Consider the following 25,205-nt stretch of genomic DNA (forward strand, 5'->3'; position numbering starts at 1 on the left):
AAATTCAGGTGCCGCTATGAAACTCGTATTAATACTCCCCATCACGCTTATTTTAGCTGCTTGTAACCAAGTGACTCAAAAACAACAAGCCGACATTATTATTAACCACGCCAATGTAATTAATATGATCACAGGGCAAATTACGGCTAATCAATCCATTGTTATCAAAAACTCTACTATTGTAGCCCGTGGCGGCAATGAGCTAAATTTACGTTACAGCGCAACAAGTCAAATTGATGCCAGTGGTCAATATGTAATGCCTGGGCTTTGGGATATGCATGTACACTTTGGCGGCGGCGAGCAACTAATAACAGAAAACAAACAATTACTGCCGTTATATTTAGCCTATGGCATAACCACAGTGCGCGATGCGGCCGCTGATTTAAGTGAATCGGTATTGCAATGGCGCGAGCAAATTAATCAAGGCACATTAATTGGCCCTACTATTTATACCTCAGGGCCAAAGCTCGAAGGTAAAGACTCAATTTGGCCTGGCGACTTAGAAGTAGAAACCAGCGCAGAAATGCACGCCGCCATTGATAAACTTGAGGCCATGAATGTCGATTTTATTAAAATTACCGACAGCGCTTTAACGCCACAGTTATACTTACAAGCAGTACAAGAGGTTAAAAAGCGCGGTTACCAAATTTCGGGGCATATTCCTTTTTCGCTTTCGGTAACCGATGTGTCAAACGCAGGGCTTGATGCGATTGAACATATGACCTACATGCTAAAAGCCGCAGCCGATAACGAACAAGAAATTTCTGCTAAGGTAAAATCAGGTTTACTGAGCTACTCCAGTGCACTGCCAATTATTACTGAGCATGTTGATAAAGCCACAGCAATGCAAAAATATCGTATGCTCGCAAAAAACAATACCGCTGTTGTACCTACCTTAATTGGCGGCCAAATTACGGCCTACATTGATGAAAACACCCACCAACAAGACGAGTACCTAAATTATTTAGGCAAAAGATTAAAAGCTACCTACCAATGGCGAGTTGATCGCGCAAATAAAGATACCCCTGAGCAAATAACACAACGCAAAGAGCGTTTTATAAAAACAGCAAAATTACTCCCTTGGGTGCAGCAAGCTGGCGTATCAATTATTGCCGGTACCGACGCCGGTTTTTTAAACTCTTATATTTATCCGGGGTTGTCGTTGCATCAAGAACTCGCTATTTTTAGTGATTACGGACTAACCCCGTTACAAACACTACAAAGTGCCACAATAGCTGGGCCTAAATTTTTAGGTAAAACGCAGCAATTTACCAGTTTAGAGGTGGGTAAAGTGGCAGATATTATTATTTTAGCGCGCAATCCACTAGTTAATATTCGTAACACGCAATCACTGCAAGGCGTTATTAGCCATAACCGCTACTACAATAAAAAAGCGCTAGAGCATTTAAAATTACAAGCCAAGCAATTTGTAAGTTCACAATAGTTACTTTTTAGTCCACTTGTTTTATCAAGTGGACTATTACTCTTTATTATTATCTAGGTTAAACTCGTTGTTTTATTTGGAGTTATAAAAACCATGGCTTACTTGTTTGCTGTCACCCTATTATGGGCGTTCTCGTTTAGCTTAATTGGTGTATATTTAGCAGGCCAAGTTGATGCATGGTTTAGTGTGTTAATCCGCATTGCACTCGCTGCATTAGTTTTTTTACCATTTTTAAAGGTTAAACATACCCCTAAGCCACTGGCGTTAAAATTAATGCTTATTGGTGCAGTGCAACTTGGTGCTATGTACAGCTTTTACTATCACTCATTTTTATATTTAAGCGTGCCTGAAGTACTACTATTTACAGTGATGACCCCGCTTTATATCACCCTACTAAACGATGCTTTAGAAAAACACTTTAACCCTCGCTTTTTTATTGTTGCTATTATTGCTATTGGCGGCGCGGTAGCCATTAGGTATGAAGGCATAAGTAGCGACTTTGTGCTTGGCTTATTATTAGTCCAAGCGGCTAACCTGTGTTTTGCTATTGGCCAAGTGGCCTACAAACGCTTAATGAATAACAGTACCCTTGAGCACAAATCGGTGTTCGGTTGGTTTTTTATCGGCGCTTTGTGTGTTGCTTTAGTGTGCTACATGCTGTTTGGCAATACCGATAAACTACCAACAACCACAACTCAATGGAGCGTGCTTATTTATTTAGGAATAGTAGCGTCTGGGTTTGGTTATTTTGTTTGGAACAAAGGAGCTACCTTAGTCAATGTGGGGGCGCTGGCGGTAATGAATAACTTACTTATCCCTGCTGGTATTATTGTTAATGTGCTTATTTGGAACAGAGATGCCGATTTATTCAGGCTAACTATTGGTGCAGGAATTATTTTAGCTGCATTATTGGTGAATCAATACTTTAATAAAAATGCCATAAAATAGCGCTACACTTACAGCATCTTAATAATTTAAAGTTGTTTTAAATGCTCGGTAAAATAATTTTAGTCGCCAGTTTTATTTTTATTATTACTGGCTGTAGCAATACCCTAATTAACGAACAAAATGCTCAACTGGGTACGCGTCCTTATTATTTAATTAACGATATGGACGCTAGTGATTTAAAAGCACAATTAGAATCGTGTAGTGAAGGCCCTTTTTATCGCACCGACTTTTCAATTGGGCATCGCGGTGCGTCTATGCAGTATCCTGAGCACACTAAAGAAGCCTACACTGCTGCTGCAAGAATGGGCGCAGGTATTGTAGAGTGCGATGTTACATTTACAAACGATAATGAACTTGTATGTCGCCATTCACAATGCGATTTACACACCACAACCAATATTTTAGCCATTCCTGAATTAGCGGCTAAATGCAGCGAACCATTTATCCCTGCCGACGCTAATGTCGCAGTAACCGCCTCTGCAAAGTGCTGTACTAGCGACATTAGCTTGAGCGAGTTTTTAACCCTTAAAGGCAAAATGGATGGTGCAAATATTCACGCAACTACTGCTAAGCAGTATCTGCAGGGCACACCTAATTGGCGCACCGACTTATACGCAACTAATGGCACATTAATGACGCATAAACAAAGTATTGCGTTATTTAAAGCACTCGGGGTAAAAATGACTCCTGAGCTTAAATCACCAGAAGTTAGCATGCCTTTTAAAGGCATGACGCAAGAACAATACGCGCAAAAAATGTTAGATGAATACACTCAAATGGATATACCTGCGTCGCGAGTATACCCGCAATCATTTAATCTTGATGACGTAAAATATTGGATAAACAACAATCCTGATTTTGCTGATCAAAGTGTCTATCTTGACGGGCGCGATAGCGATGCTGGGTTCGATCCTAGTAATCCACAAACATGGCAACCAAGCATGGATGAACTGGTTGCTAATGGGGTGAAAATTTTAGCCCCGCCTATTTGGATGATGTTAAAAATAGATAACGAAAGCAATATTGTGCCATCACAATACGCAATTGCCGCTAAAGCTGCGGGCTTAGAGCTTATTGCATGGAGCCTTGAACGCTCAGGCCCACTTAACCAAGGTGGTGGCTATTACTATCAATCGATTGCTGATGTAATAAATAACGATGGCGATATGATGAAAGTAGTTGATGTACTTGCGCAAGATGTTGGTGTAATGGCGATATTTTCCGATTGGCCAGCAACCGTTAGCTACTACGCAAGCTGCAATAAAATGCCTGCTAGCCTTTAACTAGTCGTATATTTTATCGCGCTCAGTTACCATATAAATTTATATAACTGAGCGCAATTATGATCATCCAGCAACATAACGCCGACTTGCCTACCCCTACAGGGTTAATGCGAACTACTATTTACCGCCCTCAGGCGCAAGGGTTGTTTCCTGCACTTATTTTTTACTCTGAAATTTTTCAACAAACCGCCCCTATTGCCCGCAGCGCCGCTATTTTAGCAAGCCATGGCTTTGTAGTATTAGTACCTGAAGTATTTCATGAGTTAAATCCTATTGGCACTGTGCTCGCTTACGACGACGCAGGCAAAGACAAAGGTAATGCCGACAAATGGGCTAAACCTTTAGAGCATCACGATAGCGATACCCAAGCCATGATCGACTTTGTAAAACAACAAAACTATTGCACAGGTACGCTTGGTGTAATAGGTGTGTGTATTGGCGGGCATTTAGCATATAGAGCCGCATTAAACCCTGAGATTAAAGCCGCATTTTGTTTATACGCAACCGATATTCACAGCAACACATTACCAGCAAAAGCAGATAATAATTCATTTGAACGTATGGCAGATATACAAGGCGAAATTCACTTTATATGGGGTAAACAAGATCCACATGTGCCACAAGAAGGCCGCACTAAAATATACCAGCAATGCGTAAGCACTGGCATTAATTACCAATGGCAAGAAGTAAACGCACAACATGCATTTATGCGCGACGAAGGTGAGCGATACGACGCAGCGCTTGCAATAAGTATGTATCAACAAGCTATGGCATTATTTAACCGCACTTTATAAATTAACTGTTTAAATTAACCTAAACTCTGGATAATAAATCTTTTAACCAGAGTTCATATTAAATATTTTTTAGCATGCCTAAAGCAGTATGTTGTTTTACAAAGTAGGCTTTTAAATAATCTATAAATAGCCGCAATTTTTTAGAACCTGCTGCTCCTGGCGGAAATACACCATAAAGCTCAATATCTTTGCTTTTGTAATCGTCTAATAGAATTTCTAGCAACCCTGCTTGCACTTTAGGCCACGCATCGTACAGCGGAATACGACCTATACCATGTCCGGCTTCAACAAAAGCAGTACGGGCAGCGGCGTTATTGGTACTTAAACCGCCTTGCATTGTAATATCGTGTTTTTTCCCCTCTTTTGAAAGGGTTAACGTTTTACTGCCCAATTGATACACCACCCATTGATGCTGAGCTAACTCCACAGGGTTTTTAGGTTTGCCAAAATGAGCAAAGTAATCTGGCGAGCCACAAATACAAGTACTCATTGTTGTGAGTTTAGTAGCTTGTAAGTTAGAGTCACTTAGCGCCACCCCACGAATGGCAAAATCAAACCCATGTTTTATAATATCAACCACATCATCGCTAAGTTGTAGGTCTATGTTAATTTTGGGGTATTGGCGTTTAAAGTTATTAATAGCAGGCACTATTAATTGCATTCCTACATTTACCGGGCAACTAATTTTGAGCAGCCCCTGAGGCTCACTTTTTATATTTTCTATTTGTTGATTTGCCGCATTAGCTTGCTCAGTAATTATTCTGCAGCGCTCGTAATACGCCACTCCCGCCTCTGTTAATGCCATAGTGCGTGTTGAGCGATTTAGTAGGGTAATTTCAAGTTGGGTTTCTAATTTTTTTAAATGGTAACTTGCCACCGCGCGCGTTAAGCCTAACTGCTTAGCCGCAGCGGTTAAACTACCCTGCTCTACAATTTGTGCAAACACCACCATACTTTTTAACTGCTCAAACGACACTTTCATAACACCTCCTAAATTCACTGCATTATTGTATCAATTATTAAACCAATAAAGTTAAATTTATCATCGTTGTTTAAAGCATTATTAGTGCATATAGTAGTTGGTAGCAAAGTTAACTAATTTAAATCATCAAAAGGAATATCCTAATGGCTAAAAAAATACTTATGGTTTTAACCTCACATGCAGAATTGGGCAACACAGGTGAAAAAACAGGTTTTTGGGTAGAAGAATTCGCAGCCCCTTATTACGCATTTAGAGATGCAGGCGTTGAAGTCACTCTTGCATCGCCAAATGGCGGCCAGCCACCGATAGACCCTACAAGTACTCTTGCTGATTTTCAAACTGATGCAACTAAACGCTACGACGCAGACAGCGCCGCACAAACATTAATGGCCAATACTAAAGTGCTTAGTGAAGTAAATTCGACAGATTTTGACGCGGTATTTTACCCAGGCGGCCACGGCCCATTATGGGACTTAGTAGAAAACACCGACTCTATTGCACTTATTGAAAGCTTTATTAAAGAGCAAAAGCCAGTAGCGGCTGTTTGTCATGCCAGTGCCGTATTTTTAAATACTAAAGATGCCGATGGCAACGCACTGGTTGCTGGTAAAAAAGTAACTGGTTTTACTAACAGTGAAGAAGCTGCAGTACAACTTACCGACATAGTGCCACTTTTAGTTGAAGACGAACTAATTAAAAAAGGCGGCGACTATCAAAAAACAGATGACTGGGGTGTACTTGTACTCGAAGATGGCCTAGTAATTACCGGTCAAAACCCAGCAAGCTCAGAACTTGCTGCTAAAAAGCTACTAACCAAACTAGGTTAATAGCGATTTATAAGTAAAAAAGCACAGCATTAAATACTGTGCTTTTTTAATTGCTTTGCATTAGCAAATACAATTCCTATACTGGCAACTATTAAGCTCAACTAGGACGATTATATGGCAACCAAGCCAACCACACGGTCATTACTAACAAGCAAACGCTTCGCTATTTTTAGTATTGTTACAATTTGCTTTTTTTTACAGCTAATTAATAGCTTACCTGGCATTAATCTTAATGGTTTTGGCATTTATCCGCGCAGCATTAATGGCTTAATTGGCATACTGTGCGCGCCATTTTTACATGGCAGTTGGTGGCACTTTGCCAGTAACATGCTGCCTTTTGTAGTTTTAAGTTGGTTGATTTGCCAATACAGTGTTAAGCGTTTTTATAGCGTATTTATTTTTACCGCATTAGTAGGTGGCTTTTTAGTATGGGCATTTGGTCGTAGTAATATTCATGTAGGTTTAAGTGGCGTTATATATGGGTTGTGGGGGTTTATACTTTGTTATGGCGTAATAAGACGTTCATTTAAATCCATTGTTATTGCTGTTGTCGTTGCGCTACTTTACAGCGGATTTGTTTGGGGTGTACTACCACAGCGCTTGCATATTTCGTTTGAAAGCCACTTATTTGGGGCGCTAAGCGGATTATTTTTAGGCTATAAATTAGCAAAAGCCGACAAGCTTAAAAGTCAAAAAACTCGCCTTTAATTTATTTTAATGGCCACATTTATTAATACATGTATTTAAACAGAGGTTATTTTTATGAGTGAGCAAAATCAATACACCCCACCCAAAGTTTGGACATGGGACAGTGAGAGTGGCGGTAAATTTGCCAGCATTAATCGCCCCATTGCCGGCGCAACTCATGACAAAACCTTGCCAATAGGCAAACATACATTCCAACTTTATTCGCTTGCTACACCAAATGGTCAAAAAGCCGCGATTATGTTTGAAGAGCTACTAGAGCTGGGCTTAACCGATGCAGAATACGACGCATATTTAATAAACATTGGTGATGGCGATCAGTTCGGCTCTGACTTTGTTGATATTAATCCAAATTCAAAAATTCCAGCATTAATGGATCATTCAACCACGCCGCCAACGCGTATTTTTGAATCGGGCTCTATACTGCAATACTTAGCAGAAAAGTTTGATGTGCTTATACCTAAAGATTTAAAAGCTAAAACTGAATGTCGTAACTGGTTATTTTGGCAAATGAGCTCAGCGCCGTACTTAGGTGGTGGCTTTGGCCACTTTTATAGCTATGCCCCCACTAAAATGCAATATCCTATTGATCGTTTCACCATGGAAACTAAGCGCCAGCTTGACGTGCTAAATCGCCATTTAAGTGCAAACGAATACATGGCAGGAGATGAGTACTCAATTGCCGATATCGCAATTTGGCCTTGGTATGGCTCTTTAGTGCTTGGCGACATTTATGATGCAGCTGAATTTTTAGATGTTGCCTCATACACTCATGTTGTACGTTGGGCTAAACAAGTTTCAGAGCGCCCTGGCGTAAAACGTGGTCGTCGCGTTAACCGCACATGGGGACCTGAAGAAGAGCAACTAGCAGAGCGCCACAGTAATAACGACTTTTAATCAGATAGCCTCCCCTTTATATAAATTATTATGAAGGGGTTTAATTCAGCCTACCTTTTTAACCATAAAATATATTCCAGCATAAGTTAGTAAATTTCACTTAGCAACCCCCTAAAATTTATATTAACCTGATGTAATAATCTCCTTCAGTATTGCAAGGTGTCATTCAACGATAGCAGGGACAGGTTTGCTGTCATATATACGGTCTTTAATGAAGGTTATTACTTCTGACCTTGATGTAATCTGCGCATATTGTTCTGATCAGGTTATATTACATAGCGTAAACTAATCGTATTTATTATTTATTACGTAATGGAGTGAGTAATTAATAATGAGGCTAACTCGTTTTTAGGGTTAGTAGTTTTATGCAAAACGATTTAAGCAAAAAAATAAACATAGTGTGGTTTAAACGCGATTTACGCCTTAGCGATCATCAGCCATTAAAAAATGCATTTAGTAACGGCTTACCTACCCTACTACTTTATAACTTTGAGCCATTACTACTTGAAGATGCACACTACAATGAGCGGCATTGGCGCTTTGTATATCAATCTATAATTGAGTTAAACAAGCAACTAGCGCGCTTTAATGCCTGCGTTTATATATTTAATTTAAACATGGGTGAGCTACTTGAGTCGTTAAAAGCGCAGTTTGAAATAGTGAATATATTTAGCCATCAAGAAATAGGTTTAAACAACACCTTTGAGCGCGATAAAGCTATTAAAGCCTGGTGCCAACATAACCAGGTTAATTGGCAAGTATCGCAAACAGGCGCAGTTATTCGCGGCAAAAAAAATCGTAACAATTGGAATGAGCGCTGGCAGCAAACAATGCAAGCACCTATTGCTGTTCCTAACTGGAAAAACATAAAAACAATTACCCTCAATAACTACCAAACACCTGAGCTGCCAAGCGCTTATACGCAAGATCACGACAGCTTTCAACAAGGTGGCCCGCTGCAAGCACGCACTGTAATGCAGAGCTTTTTTGCCGAGCGTGGCAAGGGTTATCAAAAAGGAATATCGAGCCCAAGTTTAAGCCAAACTTATTGCTCTCGGCTTTCGCCCTATTTAGCCTGGGGGAACATTAGCCTTAGGCAAGTGTATCAAATGGCCTTTGATGAATACCATTCAAAGCATCCTGATAAAAGAGGCTGGAAGCGCCCGCTTGCTGCATTTGTATCGCGCTTGCATTGGCACTGCCACTTTATGCAAAAGTTTGAGAGCGAATGCTCTATGGAGTTTTTAGCCCTTAATCCGGGGTATCACGTATTTCCGTATCGTGATGACGAAAACGTAAAAAGCGATATTGAACGCTGGGCGCAAGGCCAAACAGGTATTCCAATTATTGACGCTTGCATGCGCTGTTTAAAAGCCACCGGTTATATAAACTTTAGAATGCGTGCCATGCTAGTGAGCTTTGTAACGCATCATTTAAATATAAGCTGGCAGCAAGCAAGCTTGCCTCTCGCTAATTACTTTTTAGATTTTGAGCCTGTAAAAGGAATATGTAAAATAAAAACAGGATACTTTTGGAGCGCTTATATCATAAGGGCTAGAGTTAAAATAAGTATCCTGACGAAGAATTGTAAAATTTCCTTACAGGATACTATGAAAAACGAATTTTTCGGTCATTCTGAAACCTATAGACTTGGTTAGGATTTAGAACAGGATACTAATTGTCATCGATGAATAAAATCCATAAAGAAAGAATAAAGGTTGCTATATGGTGGGTCAAGAAAGATTTTAGACTTAATGACAATGCCGCTCTATTTAATGCTTTAGAGTCGAATAGCATTGTTATACCGATGTACCTTTTTGAACCGCTATTAATGAATGGACCTGATTGGGGTAGTTTTCATACTGAAGCAATAAGTGATGGCGCTATGTCACTAAGTAAAAACCTCACTCACTTCAATAGTAAACTTTTAACTTTTGGCTCATCTCCAATTGACGCTGTAGAGCAAATCCGCCAGAGAGTAAATTTAAGTGGGTTTGAAGTTAAAGAGGTTTTTTCGCATGAATAAACTGGTCTTACACACACATATAAGAGAGATAAAGAATTTAAAAACTGGTGTCAAAACAATGGTATTCAATGACATGAATTTACAAATAACGGTGTTATTAGGGGACCTATAGATAGAAATCATTGGGAAAAACGTTTTGTAAAATACATGATGCAAGAACGACCAAAATCTCACAAAGGTAAACTTTCTGCCAGTTTTCCTGAAAAATTAAAAAATATATTTCAAGATAAGTTTTATGATAATTCTGAAACTCACAGACCCTCTATTTCCGAATCAGAATACATGAACGTAAGCGAACGGTCAGGAAACCTAATACTTAAGGATTTTTTAAATAATAGAGGTCAAAAATACAGGGGTTGCATTAGTAGTATGAATAGAGCAACTGAAGCTTGCTCTAGGCTATCTGCACAAATTGCGTGGGGCTCGTTGTCTTTAAGAACAGTCTTGCAGGAGTGTGATAAAAGAATTGAAGAAATTAATACCAAAGATCCCATCACATCAAAACATTGGAGGTTTAGTTTAGTAAATTTCAGGTCTAGGCTTTTTTGGCATTCACATTTTGTTCAGAAGCTCGAAAATCAAGTTGATATGGAGTTCAATGCTGTAAATAAAGCATTTAGAAGTGGCTTGCCGTGCATCTATGCGGAAATCGACAATTGCGAGCACAATAAACGTTTAGAAGCATGGTTACATGGGGAAACAGGGTTCCCAGCTATCGATGCAGCCATGCGTTATTATCAAAGATATGGATGGCTTAATTTTCGATCTAGAGCAATTATTACTAGCTTTGCATGTAATGCGCTTAGGTTGCCATGGCAAACGGTCCTATACGAACTGTCGGAAGACAATAATGTTTGAAACTTTTTTGCCTTCCCAGTCCGTTCCTTTCGTGTCAATAGAAGGTATGTATGACAATAAAGATCAAAACTTAGATTCAATCAACGTGCCTATCCAAAGAAAAATTGTGACAACAAAGATTAAAACTCACTTTTGGACAAAAACGTTTCTGAGCCGAATGACAGCTCTGTGCCATAAGCGGTCATTGGTAATACCTCAATAATAAGTTGTTAGTAAAGGTTGGCTAGAATGAGTTGCGCCTTGCCAACCACAACTTATTTCTTTGCTATTTTTTTTCGCATACACCACACTTAATACAGTAGCCATGTGGGTCTTCATTTATATAATCAGCAGGATTTGGGATATTAAGGATGTATGAATTAACACAACTAGACTTTTTAAATGCCTTGATGCCAGACTTTTCAAGTAGAGAAGAAAACTCTAGCATCTTACGTGAAATATTAATTTCGTAAGATTCACCAGAAGTACAATCTAAAACCTGTTTATCACCACTAATCTCTATTTCCAAAGAGGCATCAGGCAACTTAAAAAGCTGAGCTTTAATTATTTCATCAACGAATAGATCACCAACCACACAATGCTCTACGCCAAATTTATTAAAAACCTTAATAAAACTATTAATCTCAAGATCAGTAATACCTGATAAGAATGGTTTGACCATTACATTTGTTGATACTCCGTTATCTCTTAATTTTTTTATACTCTTGAGCCTTAATTCAGGCTTATCAGCATAAGGCTCAATTTCCCTGCTTCTACTAAGAGTGCTAACAGACGTTGAATAAAGTATTTGCCCAGCATAAGAATTACATTTCACAATACCCTCGACAACATCATCACTCAGCTCATATCGACTCATTATTTGTATTGGATTTTTTAGCTTTGCTAGCTCGCTTTGTAGTGGTACAGTGATTTTGGCCACCCATTAAGAAAGAAATGTTATGCTAATAAGCATACAAATTTGGGTGAAAAAATGAAGAAATTAAAACGTGCAACATATTCTGCGGCAATCAAATTAGAAACAGCTCAGCTTGTAGTCGACCAAGGTTACACGCAAGAAGATGCAGCCAAGGCTATGGGTGTTGGTAAATCAACTGTAAGTAAGTGGGTTACTCAATTAAAGCAAGAACGGAATGGCCAAGCACCATCCGCTTCACCAATGACGCCCGAACAGATTGAAATTCGTGAACTTAAAAAGCAAATCCAACGCATTGAATTAGAAAAGGATATATTAAAAAAGGCTACCGCTCTCTTGATGTCCGACTCCCTGAACAATTCTCGTTAATCGAGAAATTAAATCAACGAGAGCGCTACCCTATTAGCGTGTTATGCAACGTATTCAATGTGCATCGCAGCAGCTATAAATATTGGGCTATACGGGATACAACGCCTACACCTGAGCAAGTAAGGTTAGAAGCAGAGGTTAAAGCCATACATAGAATGAGTGGAGGCTCGGCAGGTGCAAGGACAATCGCTACAATAGCAACGAATAATGACTTTGAATTAAGCCGTTATCGTGCCGCTAAGCTGATGGTTAAACTAAAATTAGAGAGCTGCCAAGTACCACAACATCAATATAAACGTGGTGGTAATGAGCATCTTGAAATCCCAAATTTGCTAGATAGGCAGTTTGATGTTGTTGAACCGAATACTGTGTGGTGTGGTGATGTGACGTATCTTTGGACAGGCAATCGCTGGGCTTATTTAGCGGTCGTTATCGATTTATTTGCGCGTAAAGTCGTTGGTTGGGCAATGTCGTTGTCGCCAGATACTAATTTAACGCTAAAAGCGCTTGAACTCGCGTATGAAAGCAGAGGAAAACCGACAGGACTGATGTTCCATTCAGACCAAGGTAGTCATTATACAAGCTTAAAATTTCGCCAACGTTTATGGCGCTATAAAATTACGCAAAGCATGAGTAGGCGTGGAAACTGTTGGGATAATGCGCCAATGGAGCGATTTTTTAGAAGCTTTAAGACGGAATGGATGCCAAAGGTTGGATATGGAAATTTTATAGATGCTAAATATAGCGTTAGTGATTATATCAACGGATATTACAACAACGTTAGGCCGCATCATTATAATGCAGGTTTAGCACCAAATGAATCTGAGATTAGATACAAAGATTCTAAAACTGTGGCCAAATTTTATTGACCACTACAGTTTCTGTACCAGAACGTTGTGTCTTATGTATTGGTCAGGCATCAACATATTACTATGTCCAAATAGTTTCTTTAAAATCAAAATTGATAACGGTGAGCGTCCGGCAAATTGCGTCTGACAAATTAATCTCAACTTAAGTAAGTTACAACCAAACAATTATTTGGAGTAACTTATGAGAATTATGCGCAGCCCAGAGCAATGGCAAACCATCATCCATGAACAACAATCAAGTGGTTTAACCATCATTGATTATTGCCGGCAACATCAATTATCAATGACTAGCTTTTATGCGGTAAGAAAGAAACTCGGCCTATCATCGAATAATTTCGTTCGCGCCAAAATTACACAGCAAGTCGAAATAGTTGATGAACAACCATCCATCACGTTAACTGTTGGCAAGGCAAACGTTAGTTTGCCAGCCACAACCTCTGCAACGTATTTAAGCCAGTTACTACGCGAGTTTGTTCAATGAAAATGTTTGTTGAGCCGTCAGAGGTTTTTCTGCATCGGGATTTTGTCGACTTTCGAAAAAGTATTAATGGCTTAGTGAGTATTGTTGAAGATGAGCTTGTTCGCGATGCCTATACCGGTACGTTGTTTGTATTTTGTAACAAGGCCAAAGATAAGCTGAAAATTCTATACTGGGATAAAACAGGGTTCGCGCTTTGGTATAAACGACTTGAAAAGCAAAAATTCAAATGGCCAAGTAAACTATCGAGCCAGGAATTTGAATTAACCTATCAACAACTGGATTGGTTGTTATCTGGATATGACGTGCTTGGCCATGAACCGCTGCACTATCAGTCACCGATCTAACTAGATCTTTTATCAGTCAACGATCGTGTACGCAAGTCCTTATTCTATTTGCGTTACAAAGCAGAATCATCTGTCTGTTCTTGCTAAACTCGATGGATGAAAATTGATACTAACTCACTCCCTGACGACCCAGAACAACTCAAGCAAATGTTGCTTGAGTTGCAGGCTGAAACTACCCAAGAGTTAGCGAAAAAAGATAAAATCATCAGTGAACAAGCCATTCAAATTAATCAGTTTATTGAACGCTATGAAATTGCCAAGCGTAAACAGTTTGGTAAAAGCTCCGAGCAACTCCCGGGGGCGGGGGAAACCTTCAATGAAGCGGAAGAAATCATTGATGAGGCCGATAAAACGTTATTAGCTGCGGCTGATAGTCACAGTAAGGTCACAATTAAAAACAAACCGACGCGCAAGCCACTGCCAAAAGAATTACCTCGAAAAGTGGTGACAATTGATTTGTCCATTGATGAAAAAGTGTGTGATTGTTGCCAAGGTAAGCTGCATAAAATTGGTGAAGCTCGTAGTGAAAAACTTGAGTTTGTTCCTGCGTACATCAAAGTGATAGAGACAGTTCGACCGAAATATGCCTGTAAAAGGTGTGAGCAAACTGGCACAGAAAATTCTATAAAAGTTGCACCTGTTCCAGCAACCCCCATTCCTAAAGGCATTGCCACCAGTAGTTTGCTGAGTCAAATCATCAGCGCCAAATATCAATATGGGTTGCCGCTATATAGGCAAGAAAAAATGTTCAATGAGTATGGTATTGAGCTGAGTCGTAAAACCATGTCAGATTGGATAATACGGTGTAGTGAATTACTGATGCCATTAGTTAACGAGCTAAAAGCAGCATTGCTTAGTCAAGCGGTGCTCCATGCCGACGAAACGCCCTTAAAGGTGATTAAGGCCGATAATAGCAGCAGTTACATGTGGGTGTATTGTTGTGGTAGCGATTCGGTGGCCGCCAATAGTTTGCCAAATATTATCCTCTATGATTATCACAACTCTCGTGCCGCAGCTTGTGTAGTTGATTACCTTGGTGACTATGACGGTTACCTGCAAGTCGATGGTTATGCAGCGTACGGAAAAACAGATGCAATATTGGCAGGTTGTATGGCGCATGCACGTCGAAAATTCATTGATGCGAAAACGGTGCAAACGAAAAACAAAACCGGCAAAGCCGATGTTGCCTTAAGTCTTATTAGAAAACTCTACGGCATTGAGGCAAGCTTAAAAGACAAAACGGCCGCAGAAACGTATCAAGCACGGCAGGAAAGTTCAAAACCCATCATCGATAAACTTCACCATTGGATTATCGAAAATAAAGATAAAGTGCCACCGAAAAGTAAACTTGGTGAAGCGATTACGTATTGGTGTAACCAAGAACATAAGCTCATCACCTATTTAAAAGATGGTCGCATAAATATAGATAACAATCGCGCTGAGCGGGCTGTGAAACCGTTTGTGATTGGCAGAAAAAACTGGTTATTCTCCAATACCGCGCGGGGTGCAACGGCTAGCGCCGTGCTCTATAGTATTATTGAAACCGCGAAAGCGAACGGACTGTTGGTCGACAACTATTTGCAAACCTGCCTAGATGAGCTTGCTAAAAAGCCTGAAAGTGTAGAGCACTTGCTACCTTGGAATGTTAATCAAGGCTAGACGCATTTGCTCAGACGCTTACTGATAACGTGCTATTTGTTCCAATATATCCAGCAAGCGTTGCTCTAATGCAGTGGCATGTTCCTTCTTCATCTTCTTCACTAATAGTTTCAAGCTTGATATTAAATCGCTTTGCAAAAGCACTTAGTCGCCTATTTATAGTGTTGCCGACTCGACATAAGTTGTCATTATTGTTATGAGGTCCATGTGCAAAGGAGAATAGTCTATTCTGCACGAGAAAATTACTATCCTTGGAATAATTAAGCAGCTTCAGTAATTTTATCGCCTGAATACATGGCTCACCAATAGGAATGTAAATAGTATTCCTAGTTTTCTTTACTTGACACTCGAGAAACCATATTTTGTATTGTTTACTATATTTTAAGCAATCAGTCTTTAGATTTCTAAGATCAACGTTTCTTAGTCCCGTTGACAATAAAACCACCCATAGCGCTCCGCTCTGGGCTATCGAAAAAAGCTCTGTAAACCATTCCGCATTAATTGACTTATCGTACCAATCAAACTCACTTTCCCTCAAATGGTCTTCTTGTTTATGATTTAGTTCCACTAAGAAATTTTGTTCTTTATAAAGTAGTTTTTGAAAGCATTCATCACGTGTAAAGAAAGTATTCAGGTTAGTATAATTGCGTCCTTTAAAATATTTTAACCTAAGTCTTTTAATCAAGGTTAGAAACGCTACTATCGGCAAACTCTTGTCTTCGTTAGAAAGCTCAATTCCGTGTTCTGGTGAAACGCTAATTCCTTGATAAAGTTTGGATGCACTCTTTACAATTCCAGATATCGTTTCTTCAGAAAATGAAGAATATGGTTTTCTATTACTTACTACTTTATTTTCAATAGTATTGCACGAATTTGTCCACGTTTGTGATGTGACACCCTCGTGTGTCCACGGTGTCAAAAATCCCGACAAGAAGATCTGCAAATCTTCAAATTTTTGGGCTTTTTCTAGCGTACTCAAAGCACTAGTATAATTATCACTTACTTTGTCTATTGATTTATTAGTTATCATCAAATACAAATCGTGCACACCAAGCTCAGCCAATGATACCCATGGCGCGTTTTTCTCTGCACTCAATATAGGATTTGGTAAACCAAGTAACTGAGGGCAAAATGAAGTAATCAAATAAGTAACTTTTCCGTAGACTGTCCCGTGGCTGTAATTAAGAACTTTCATACAATAAACTATAAAAATTTTTAAAAGTACTATTAGCGGTAACGCAGATTGGTGCTTGTAAAGAGACTCAAAGATAAAAGGCTTTGAAAAAGAATCTTCTGTTGGGATCAGCCATGTTTTGTCCTCAAACTTAGAACTCGTTATTGATGAAATATCCATTTTTTCATATTTTTCAGTCAGTAGAGATAACATCTCCCATTGCTTTTTACCTATATCAAAACGACTTTCGTTAGGCGCTTCAATCACAATTTCTTGTGTTTCATTTTTATACATATTGCGCCTCACAGTATTGGGGGTAACATTGGTTGGTCTTTTGATTCTGCAGATCTTGCTAGCACAAAACCTTGGTCTACTATAAGATCTCCATCTGGGTGGTCGTTACGAAATTTTTCTAGACAATCAATAGCTATTGCTTTTCTATCGGCTATTATTTCATTAGTTGGAGAGGGCATATTTTCATATTGTAGTATTCTGAAACATATCCTAGGGATATGCTCTGCAAAAACAACGCTACGCTCACAACCTAAGCAGAGGTCATAAAGTTTACACTTTCCTGCAATAGGAATATCGTGTGTTGGTTTTAGAGGGTCTTTGCAATCACAAAGATATACCGGAACATTTTCTAACGACTTATCATTCGTGTGTCCAATACTCCCCTTGAACTCCAAGGCTTCTTCGAACATTTTATTTGTTAAAGCAAGAACAGCACTACTGTACACAAAGTTACCAACGCCTGTTTTTAAAATATAATTACACATAGTAGTATCAAAGTTATTATGATTTAGTGCGTCTCTCAACTTACGGGCGAGATCGGCGGCGTTCGACGTTGAATCAAGTAACTGCACTAAACTTGTAGCTGCATATACTTTCCTGAGTTTTCTAGAATCTATATATGTTAATTGTTTTATGTTTTCGTCATAAATTGGAAATCGCTTACAGAAGGCAGCTATGTCTGAACCAATATTATTCGTGCCAATAAAATATGCCGAATTGTTGTCAGAGAAAACAGATTCCCATAAATCTAACACGTCATAGATAAAAGAGTTAACGGGGACTCGTAAATCAATATTTTTAGATACTACCCCCCTCGTCTTTTTACCAGTTACTCTTAATACTGTTTGACTGAGTATTTTTTTCGCATCAACACCCAGCTCGATATCTGTGCGATTTTTCCAGTGCAACAAATCATACTGTCGCAATAGAGATGTAATCGATTGTCTATTAAAACCAGTCTGACAAATTAACAATAGAATTATAGCGGCTTCATTGGACGGGAAAGTTAACAAATAAGTTCTTTTGAATTCAATATAACCTTCCATATCCCCTCGTTCGTAGAGAGCCGAAACATATGCCACAAAATCGTCTTTTAACTCTTTATTAATTCCCTTTCTATCTAGCTTTTTAATTATATGCCTAAAGAAATGGTCTCTGGCGTACAATTTCTGCTTAGAAAACGGAGTATTGAATTTAATAGACTTAGCGAACACCAAGAAATTTTGATGTAAAAGTATCAATGCCTCATTCTTTTGGGTTTTGTATAGTTCAATTATTCTATACAACGCGGAACTCTCAACCGGATTTTTGTGATTTTCAAATTCTTGTGCCGAAATAAGATAACCTCTTTCTTCTAATTCATGTTCATCAACACTTACAAGCCAACCCCAACGTTCTTTTATAAAATTAAATTGATAGGTCGCATAACCCAATAACTGCATTAAAACTGAATCGTCATAAGTGTTACTCTCGAAGATATTTTCAACATTGGCGTCGAAGCTTTTTTTATCAGTTATTTTTTTAATACTTATTGATCTTGGAAAATTAGAGGGAAAAATATAGCTTAAAGTACTCGCTTCCGTGTTCGCTAATCGCTGTTTTTTAAATTCTACTATTTTAAATTCATCAATTTCAGAGATACTGCTAATATTAAAATGTTGAATACAAAACGTAATAAATTTTGAAAGGGTGTCATATGTAGAATTTAATTTTTTTCTGCTTGATACAGAAGATACTGCCCATTTTGAAAATAATGTTGCAGCTATTTCTCGCAAATCTCTATGCGGATCTGTTTGATTTTCAATCATCCAAAATTTTGTAGTACTTCCTTTCATTAATAATAGGGACTCTTGCTTGCATTGCTTCGGAGTGTCATTATTTCTTTCAAACCATATTTTAACTGTGCTAAAACATTTTTCTTGTTTACAATCAACAATTATATACGGTGAATACTTTACTATCGGCTTTGCTTCTTTGCGTATTGGTCTAGCTCGGGTTTCCCCAAGTCGATTCTTTATTGTCTTTGCCATCTGCTTTTTTCATTGTGGGTTATAGTAAAAAGATAAATATCATAAAAGAACTAATATCTTCCAATAGTAGCCTATTTTGAATATTTACGTATTTTTAAGCACTACCCGCAAATTCAAATGCAGGCCTCGGTTACTGGCATTAATACCATTAGGCATTACAACCCAATAAAGCAGTCGGAAGATCAAGACCCAACAGGCGCGTTTATTAAAAAGTGGTGCCCCGAACTTGAAAAACTCCCTATTGAATATTTACACCAGCCTTGGCAACAAACGCCAATGGAAGCGCTATTTAACGACTTTAAATTAGGAGAGGATTACCCCGAACCCATGCTTAATTTAACCACAGCCTCAAAAGCAGCGCGCGAGCGTTTATGGCAATTCCGCGAGCGAGCAGATGTTAAACGCGCCACAGGGAGTATTCTTAAAAAGCACGTTGGCGTTACTCGCACTACAACTAAAGTAAAAAATAAAACCACTAACGATGGCTCATAAAAAACTAAACTTACCTCAAAAAACATGCCCCATTTGCAATAAACATTTTACGTGGCGTAAAAAATGGCAACGCGACTGGGACAATGTTATTTACTGCTCAAAGCGCTGTAAGTGCAACACCTAATAATAGCTGGCTCTCATCTTGCATTAACCTTATAAATACAACGCTTTTTAGCTATATTGTGATTATTTTTGCAAATAACACTCACCTAGTATGAAAAGCTTACCGCCAATGCAATAAGGAGAAGATGATGACAATTAAAAAATCTGCAAACTCAAAATGGTCTGGTGATATTAAAACAGGTAAAGGGAGTATTTCTACGCAAAGTGGCGCGCTTAATAATCAACCCTACGGATTTAATACTCGCTTTGAAGACAAGTCCGGCTCAAACCCTGAAGAATTAGTAGCTGCCGCGCACAGTGCGTGCTTTAGTATGGCGTTATCGCTAGCATTAGGTGAAGCAGGATTTACCGCCGACAACATTGATACCAAAGCAGTAGTTAGCTTAGATGAAGTAGACGATGGTTTTGCTGTTACGCATATTGCGCTTGAAGTTAATGCTAAAATTGCCGATATTGCAAACGAGCAATTTCAAGCATTATGCGAACAAACCAAAAAAGGCTGCCCTATTTCTAAACTAATGAATGCTGAAATATCACTCAAAGCAAACTTGCTTTAAAGCCCTTGATCTTGCTTGCTAATAATTACATAAATAATTACATGAATAATTACACCAGCAGGCCAAGCATTATGCTTGGCCTATTTCCTAGTTAATTACCTTATTTATTAACCTTTTGATTAATTGAACAATTAACTCATTAAAGTAGTAATACCTTTTCGTATTTTTCTTATGTTTTGCGGAGTTATAATTGATATAAGGTAGATTTACTTAAATAAAAATGATCTTTCTAATACTGAGTAAATTTGTTACTTTTTATTAAAGCTATTTTTGAATAATCTTCGTATATAGCAATTTTTATTACGCAGCCAAGGCTCCACCAGCTCTTCTATAGATGAAAGCGTAGCACAGTAATTACCCCCTCTAAATTGAAAGGACTATAACAATGGATGACAAAGCAAAAAATTGTGAAAGGGTCTCATGTAGTAATTGCGCAGATTTAGATGAGCTCGGATTTGATTTTACTATGGCTTTCCAACCTATTATTAATTGTAAAACCCAAAGTATTTACGGTTATGAAGCACTGGTTAGAGGGCTAAATAATGAGTCGGCTTATTCTATTATTTCTAAAATCACAGTCGATAATCGCTATACGTTTGATCAACTGTGCCGTATAAAAGCCATTGCATTAGCGGCAAAATTAAAAATAGACTCCATTTTAAGTATAAACTTTCTTCCTAATGCTATTTATAAACCTGAGCGTTGTATTCGCACTACATTAGAAGCCGCTGAAAAGTATAACTTCCCGACAAAAAACATTTTATTTGAATTTACCGAAGTTGAAAAAATTGAAGATACCGCTCATGTAAAACGCGTTGTTGACTATTATCAGTCTCTTGGGTTTAAAACAGCCACTGATGATTTTGGTTCGGGTTATTCTGGCTTAAATTTATTAGCCGATTTTCAAACCGATATTATTAAGCTTGATATGGCACTTATACGCGATATAGATAAAGATGCAAAACGCCAAATAATTGTAGATCATTGCTTAAATATGTTTCGCGATTTGGGTGTTATAACATTGGCCGAAGGCATTGAAACATTAGAAGAATATACATGGCTTAAAAGTGCGGGTATTGAGCTTATGCAGGGGTATTTATTTGCTAAACCGGGATTTGAAAGCTTACCAGATGTAAACTTTGCTGACTTAAATTGCTAACTTAAATTACTGACTTAAGTTAGTAATTTAAGTACCGGCTAATATTTATATTTAGCCGGTATTTTTATGCTCCTTTTATACTAAGGAGAGTAAAGTTACATATTACCTAGCTCTATCATCATCGCAGTGTACATGCGCAAGTTAAGTTTAAGCTGCTCAAGGGTAATAAACTCATGCTCAGAGTGTCCGGTGTAACGCTTACCTGGCATTGATGGGCCAAACGATACCGCATTATCAAATAACTTAGCGTTAGTACCGCCACCAATAGAGACAAAACCGGCTTGTTGATCACCCGTAAAATGCTTAAAAATATCAAGTAATTTTTGCGCATGCGGCGCGCCATCAAGTAGCATAGGCGTACCAATAATGGTTTTAACATCACTTAGTGTTACATTATTAGTGGCTTGCCATTTTGCTAGTGCAGTGTCTATTTGCTGCTTTAACACCAGCTCTTCTTTGCCCATAGGACGGCGCGCATTTACACTAAGCGTTAGTGCATTTCCCTCTCGCTCTATCACCGTAGGCGCCACTGTCATTGGCCCCATAAAATCATGCTCATAGGCAATATCGCCAAACTGTTTGCCATGAATATCTAAACCAATTAGCTGATTTATATAGTTAATTAACTGCCCATCACTGTTATTTTCAAGCGTTTGGCCTTTAAATATTTCGGCTAAATAAGCAATTGCATTAACACCCGACTCTGGCTCTGATGAATGCGCCGACACGCCTTTTACACTAATTGCGACAGCAGTATTGTCTTGCTGAGTAAAGCTAAACTCTACTTGCTTAAGCGTACTGGCTTTGGCTTTTAATTGAGTAAGTAACTTAGCATCAGCATTATGCAGCACTAGGCTAGCGTCTTCAGGTATTTGGCTTACAAATGCACCACCTGCAACATCGCTAACATAAGCACCTGTTTTTGCTGAGGTAGCATTGAACGTTGGCGCAATTAAACTCCAACCTTTTTCGGCCACTACTACCGGGTATGACGCATCTATTGTTACTGCGTACTTTGGCTGCTCATAGGTTTTCATAAACTCAGTAAGCGGCCCCCAGTCAGACTCCTCGGCCAAATAAATCATCAGTTCAATGCGGTTATTAAGCGTTATGCCTTTATCTTTAATGGCCTTCATGGCGTAAAGCGCGGTGGCAATTGCGCCTTTATCGTCCTCTGTACCGCGGCCAATTAAGCGCCCTGGCTCTGATGTTGTATCAATAATAAATGGGCTTTGCTGCCACTTACTCGCATTAGCTGGTTGCACGTCGCCGTGTGTTACTACGGTTACTTTATCGCTTTGTTCCCCAAGTCCAATTAATACTGTGTAGCCTAAATCCTGATAATCTAAACCCAGCTCGGCCGCTTTCATTTTTAGTAAGGCTTTAAAACCAATAAAATCAGGATTTTGTGGTGCGCTAATATCGCTTTTATTCACAGTAGGAAATGATACTAGATTAGTTAGTGTATGTACCTGTGCGCTTTGGTAGGTATTTACGGCATAATCGGCAACACTATCAATATTTTTATTTAACTGTGCTTGGGCACTAAAGGCAAATAATGCAACACTGGCTAACGCTAACTTTTTCAAAACATTTCCCATTTAATTAATCACTAAGAAACATAATTATAACCTTGTGCACCTCACACAAACAGCGCTTTGCGGTAAAGTCACATAACAACCAGTGCAATTAGTTAAATATTTATATAGTTGCTTTTATACTTGGTGCTATATAATGCGCGCCTTAAAATTATGAGTATTAAACATGAACCGTCGCAAAAAAATCGTTACTAAATTTCAAAAGAAAGACAAGCGCACCAATGCCAAATTATATAAAAGTAAAAAGCCAGGTTATGTATCAAAAGCTGAGCGCGAAAAACTTGCTGCGCAAGAAGTAGAGCAAGTAAGTATTGAGCCAAATTTAGAACAAGAATAAGCGCTATTAATAGCGCTTATTTAATCAGCTTATTTAGCCTTAAAAGGGCTGAAGTGGTACAGGTAACGGGTAGCAACATAACCCACTACTGCTGTAGCAACAATTAATTCTAATACCGCTAAGCTATGTATTTGCTCAATGTATTGAGTATCTACTTGTTTGATTAGCATCCAAGAAGACATTTTAAATAAAGCGGTTGCACCAATTACCATCGGAAACGTAAAAGCAGCGTATCCTGGGCAAAATGGACGACGTAGTAGTTTAAAAAAAGCCACATAAATAATAAATGTCATCAATACGGCTATCCCAAATAGTAGACCTACAATTATTGGTGATGGGTTAGTTACTATAGTGAAATACCCAGCTAACGATAAGCTTGCCGGCGCTGCTAAAATAGCGAGGGTTGGCTGAGCCGCATCGGGTATTTGTTTAGCAAATATTATACGGTAAATCATCATAGGTAGCATGATGGCGTATATTATCATGCCAAAAATAAGGGCACCTTCTGCCAACCAAGCCAATGCAGGGTTACCTGAAAAAGCGACATCGGCAACAATAATGCCTACAGGTGGTACAAACCAGCTAGGTACCATATGTTCAATTTTAAAGTCGCGAGCACGATGCCCTACAAAGCTAATAAAAAAGCTTAAGTGTAACAAAAAGGCTAGTACCCACAATGCATCTCCTGCAATCGCATTTAGCTGCCCTAAAGAGTTAGAAACAACCATGGTAGCCATAGCAAAGGTAGGTACTACACTGCCCACTACCGGATGTGCTAAATCAGCTTTTAATAAATTAGGGTGTAATATAAATTTTATGCTCAATAGTACTAACAGCACACTGGCCAAAGCAGCGCCAACGTACTGGCTATAACCATTAAAATTAATGAAGCTTTCCCATGCCCAACCAAGGCTTGCAATACCTAGTGCTAATCCGCTCATCGGGGTCGGTGCCGCCATTACTTTTGTTTTAATACGATTAAACATGATTCAATTCCAAATTACTCTGCTTTATTTAGGTGAAGTATAGGCTTGCATTACGTTAAGTTAAATATGATTATATAGAACACCCGTTCAATAAAACTAAACACTTATGGCTTCATATATATGGCTTCACATATTTCACTAAAACAACTTAGCGTATTTGTTAGTATTACCCAGCATATAACGCTAACAGCGGCCGCCGAAGCGTTATTTCTCTCTAAAGCGGCAGTGAGTATGGCACTTGCTGAGCTTGAAAAACAATTAGGCCACTCTTTATTTGATCGGGTTAATCATCGGCTTATTTTAAACCAAGAAGGACAAAAGCTGTTACCTTTAGCTGATGAGTTACTTAATAGGGCAAGTAGTATTGATGCTTTATTTACCGATAATGCTCAGATAGCAGGAACATTAAAAATAGGGGCCAGTGATACTATAGGGAATCATATTCTCCCCACTTTACTGAGCGACTTTAGAGAACAAGAAAAGCATTATTCACAGCAAATTTTTATCTCAAATTCAGCACTTATTTGTCAAAAACTCATCGATTTTGAGCTCGATATTGCGCTTATTGAAGGCCAAGCTCATCATGGCGATCTAATATCGAGTGTGTTTAGTCAAGATGAAATGTGTATTATTGCGCCATTCTCACACCCACTTGGCACTAAAAAACAGATTAACTTTAGTGACTTAACTAATAGCCAATGGGTTTTAAGGGAGCCTGGTTCTGGTTCGCGTAACTTTTTTTTACAGTCACTTGCCAATAATATTGAAAATTGGACCCAAAGTTTTGAGTTAAATACTACTGAGTCGATAATTAACTGTGTATCGGCAGGGCTAGGGCTTGGCTGTTTATCGTCACTTGCAGCGCAGTACGCGCTTAAAAATGACCGCGTTAAACGCCTACCTTTATCTAGCCCAATGCACAGGCAGTTTTGGCTTGTTATTCATAAAAACAAATACCAAAGTCCACTGTTAAAGAAATTTATGGCATTTTGCCAGCAACGCTAAAGCCGAGTCGATAAAAGGGCCATAATAAATTACCATGGCCTTGTTATTTAT

The 25,205-nt window shown here is 38.7% G+C and carries 24 protein-coding genes and 2 pseudogenes; 20 read left to right on the forward strand and 6 right to left on the reverse strand.

The features are described from left to right. Positions 1-16 precede the first annotated feature (16 nt). From PTRA_RS11535 to PTRA_RS11550, 4 genes are all read left to right on the forward strand, one after another. On the forward strand, positions 17-1,444 hold the full coding sequence (locus PTRA_RS11535; protein WP_058373879.1) for an amidohydrolase family protein: 1,428 nt from the start codon (positions 17-19) through the stop codon (positions 1,442-1,444). A gap of 93 nt (positions 1,445-1,537) precedes the next feature. Beyond that, complete coding sequence (locus PTRA_RS11540) at positions 1,538-2,392, forward strand: carboxylate/amino acid/amine transporter (RefSeq protein WP_058373880.1); 855 nt, start codon at positions 1,538-1,540, stop codon at positions 2,390-2,392. A 41-nt stretch (positions 2,393-2,433) separates the two neighbouring features. Continuing rightward, positions 2,434-3,675: a glycerophosphodiester phosphodiesterase family protein gene (locus PTRA_RS11545; protein ID WP_058373881.1), complete on the forward strand. Its 1,242-nt coding sequence runs from the start codon at positions 2,434-2,436 to the stop codon at positions 3,673-3,675. A gap of 59 nt (positions 3,676-3,734) precedes the next feature. After that, positions 3,735-4,469 (forward strand): dienelactone hydrolase family protein, encoded by a 735-nt coding sequence (locus tag PTRA_RS11550; protein WP_058373882.1) that lies wholly within the window; start codon positions 3,735-3,737, stop codon positions 4,467-4,469. Between the two features lie 58 nt (positions 4,470-4,527). Here PTRA_RS11550 and PTRA_RS11555 read toward each other — a convergent pair whose 3' ends face one another. Beyond that, positions 4,528-5,451 (reverse strand): LysR family transcriptional regulator, encoded by a 924-nt coding sequence (locus PTRA_RS11555; RefSeq protein WP_058373883.1) that lies wholly within the window; start codon positions 5,449-5,451, stop codon positions 4,528-4,530. Positions 5,452-5,594: 143 nt separating this feature from the next. Between PTRA_RS11555 and PTRA_RS11560 the strand changes: the two genes are divergently transcribed. The 6 genes and pseudogenes from PTRA_RS11560 to PTRA_RS11585 all read left to right on the forward strand — a co-directional run bounded on the left by PTRA_RS11560 (position 5,595) and on the right by PTRA_RS11585 (position 10,764). Continuing rightward, positions 5,595-6,278 carry a type 1 glutamine amidotransferase domain-containing protein gene (locus PTRA_RS11560; protein ID WP_058373884.1) on the forward strand — a complete coding sequence of 228 codons (684 nt, stop codon included), beginning with the start codon at positions 5,595-5,597 and terminating at the stop codon, positions 6,276-6,278. Positions 6,279-6,392: 114 nt separating this feature from the next. Continuing rightward, complete coding sequence (locus PTRA_RS11565) at positions 6,393-6,986, forward strand: rhomboid family intramembrane serine protease (RefSeq protein WP_058373885.1); 594 nt, start codon at positions 6,393-6,395, stop codon at positions 6,984-6,986. A gap of 54 nt (positions 6,987-7,040) precedes the next feature. Then, a complete protein-coding gene (gene yghU / locus PTRA_RS11570; protein WP_058373886.1) occupies positions 7,041-7,880 on the forward strand; it encodes a glutathione-dependent disulfide-bond oxidoreductase in 840 nt (279 codons plus the stop codon). 365 nt (positions 7,881-8,245) lie between these two features. Beyond that, positions 8,246-9,376, forward strand: a pseudogene (locus tag PTRA_RS11575) (FAD-binding domain-containing protein); the annotation flags it as partial. 191 nt (positions 9,377-9,567) lie between these two features. After that, positions 9,568-9,906 carry a deoxyribodipyrimidine photo-lyase gene (locus tag PTRA_RS11580; protein WP_058373887.1) on the forward strand — a complete coding sequence of 113 codons (339 nt, stop codon included), beginning with the start codon at positions 9,568-9,570 and terminating at the stop codon, positions 9,904-9,906. Positions 9,907-10,053: 147 nt separating this feature from the next. Continuing rightward, positions 10,054-10,764, forward strand: a complete 711-nt coding sequence (locus PTRA_RS11585) for an FAD-binding domain-containing protein (RefSeq protein WP_058373888.1) — start codon at positions 10,054-10,056, stop codon at positions 10,762-10,764. A gap of 265 nt (positions 10,765-11,029) precedes the next feature. Here the strand turns inward: PTRA_RS11585 and PTRA_RS11590 are convergent, their stop codons facing one another. Further along, on the reverse strand, positions 11,030-11,683 hold the full coding sequence (locus PTRA_RS11590; RefSeq protein WP_058373889.1) for a hypothetical protein: 654 nt from the start codon (positions 11,681-11,683) through the stop codon (positions 11,030-11,032). A 51-nt stretch (positions 11,684-11,734) separates the two neighbouring features. Between PTRA_RS11590 and PTRA_RS11600 the strand changes: the two genes are divergently transcribed. The 4 genes from PTRA_RS11600 to tnpC all read left to right on the forward strand — a co-directional run bounded on the left by PTRA_RS11600 (position 11,735) and on the right by tnpC (position 15,399). Further along, positions 11,735-12,915, forward strand: a protein-coding gene (locus tag PTRA_RS11600; protein WP_099046601.1) for an IS3 family transposase whose coding sequence is annotated in 2 segments (ribosomal slippage) — positions 11,735-11,993 and positions 11,993-12,915 — 1,182 coding nt in all. Because the reading frame shifts where the segments join, the coding sequence is not laid out codon by codon here. Positions 12,916-13,096: 181 nt separating this feature from the next. Further along, positions 13,097-13,396: an IS66 family insertion sequence element accessory protein TnpA gene (gene tnpA, locus PTRA_RS11605; RefSeq protein ID WP_058372494.1), complete on the forward strand. Its 300-nt coding sequence runs from the start codon at positions 13,097-13,099 to the stop codon at positions 13,394-13,396. Continuing rightward, on the forward strand, positions 13,393-13,740 hold the full coding sequence (gene tnpB, locus PTRA_RS11610; protein ID WP_058372495.1) for an IS66 family insertion sequence element accessory protein TnpB: 348 nt from the start codon (positions 13,393-13,395) through the stop codon (positions 13,738-13,740). The genes tnpA and tnpB overlap by 4 nt, the downstream gene beginning before the upstream one ends. 96 nt (positions 13,741-13,836) lie before the next feature. Then, positions 13,837-15,399, forward strand: coding sequence for an IS66 family transposase (gene tnpC / locus PTRA_RS11615; RefSeq protein WP_083497488.1), 1,563 nt, complete (start codon positions 13,837-13,839; stop codon positions 15,397-15,399). Positions 15,400-15,409: 10 nt separating this feature from the next. On the opposite strand, the gene PTRA_RS11620 is transcribed toward tnpC, so the two are convergent. Together PTRA_RS11620 and PTRA_RS11625 are read right to left on the reverse strand one after the other, a co-directional pair. After that, on the reverse strand, positions 15,410-16,867 hold the full coding sequence (locus tag PTRA_RS11620; protein ID WP_058373890.1) for a site-specific integrase: 1,458 nt from the start codon (positions 16,865-16,867) through the stop codon (positions 15,410-15,412). Between the two features lie 8 nt (positions 16,868-16,875). Continuing rightward, positions 16,876-18,897 (reverse strand): hypothetical protein, encoded by a 2,022-nt coding sequence (locus PTRA_RS11625; RefSeq protein ID WP_058373891.1) that lies wholly within the window; start codon positions 18,895-18,897, stop codon positions 16,876-16,878. A 96-nt stretch (positions 18,898-18,993) separates the two neighbouring features. On the opposite strand from PTRA_RS11625, the pseudogene PTRA_RS11630 reads away from it, so the two are divergent. The 4 genes and pseudogenes from PTRA_RS11630 to PTRA_RS11640 all read left to right on the forward strand — a co-directional run. Beyond that, a pseudogene (locus PTRA_RS11630) lies at positions 18,994-19,389 on the forward strand (FAD-binding domain-containing protein); the annotation flags it as partial. Next, positions 19,379-19,513, forward strand: a complete 135-nt coding sequence (locus tag PTRA_RS18925; RefSeq protein ID WP_083497527.1) for a DUF2256 domain-containing protein — start codon at positions 19,379-19,381, stop codon at positions 19,511-19,513. The pseudogene PTRA_RS11630 and the gene PTRA_RS18925, both read left to right, overlap by 11 nt. A gap of 127 nt (positions 19,514-19,640) precedes the next feature. Beyond that, positions 19,641-20,069, forward strand: a complete 429-nt coding sequence (locus PTRA_RS11635) for an OsmC family protein (protein WP_058373893.1) — start codon at positions 19,641-19,643, stop codon at positions 20,067-20,069. A 385-nt stretch (positions 20,070-20,454) separates the two neighbouring features. Continuing rightward, positions 20,455-21,228 (forward strand): EAL domain-containing protein, encoded by a 774-nt coding sequence (locus PTRA_RS11640; RefSeq protein WP_058373894.1) that lies wholly within the window; start codon positions 20,455-20,457, stop codon positions 21,226-21,228. A 95-nt stretch (positions 21,229-21,323) separates the two neighbouring features. Here the strand turns inward: PTRA_RS11640 and PTRA_RS11645 are convergent, their stop codons facing one another. Beyond that, the gene (locus PTRA_RS11645; RefSeq protein WP_058374593.1) at positions 21,324-22,817 is read right to left on the reverse strand and encodes a dipeptidase; all 1,494 of its coding nucleotides are present in this window, start codon (positions 22,815-22,817) and stop codon (positions 21,324-21,326) included. A 175-nt stretch (positions 22,818-22,992) separates the two neighbouring features. Here PTRA_RS11645 and PTRA_RS18930 point away from each other — a divergent pair, with 175 nt between their 5' ends. Then, positions 22,993-23,163 carry a DUF2986 domain-containing protein gene (locus PTRA_RS18930; RefSeq protein WP_083497528.1) on the forward strand — a complete coding sequence of 57 codons (171 nt, stop codon included), beginning with the start codon at positions 22,993-22,995 and terminating at the stop codon, positions 23,161-23,163. Between the two features lie 29 nt (positions 23,164-23,192). Here the strand turns inward: PTRA_RS18930 and PTRA_RS11650 are convergent, their stop codons facing one another. Further along, positions 23,193-24,149 carry a TDT family transporter gene (locus tag PTRA_RS11650; protein ID WP_058373895.1) on the reverse strand — a complete coding sequence of 319 codons (957 nt, stop codon included), beginning with the start codon at positions 24,147-24,149 and terminating at the stop codon, positions 23,193-23,195. Positions 24,150-24,269: 120 nt separating this feature from the next. Here PTRA_RS11650 and PTRA_RS11655 point away from each other — a divergent pair, with 120 nt between their 5' ends. Further along, positions 24,270-25,154, forward strand: coding sequence for a LysR family transcriptional regulator (locus PTRA_RS11655; protein ID WP_058373896.1), 885 nt, complete (start codon positions 24,270-24,272; stop codon positions 25,152-25,154). Positions 25,155-25,205: the final 51 nt, after the last annotated feature.

Source organism: Pseudoalteromonas translucida KMM 520, assembly GCF_001465295.1.
In the GTDB taxonomy this organism is placed as follows: domain Bacteria; phylum Pseudomonadota; class Gammaproteobacteria; order Enterobacterales; family Alteromonadaceae; genus Pseudoalteromonas; species Pseudoalteromonas translucida.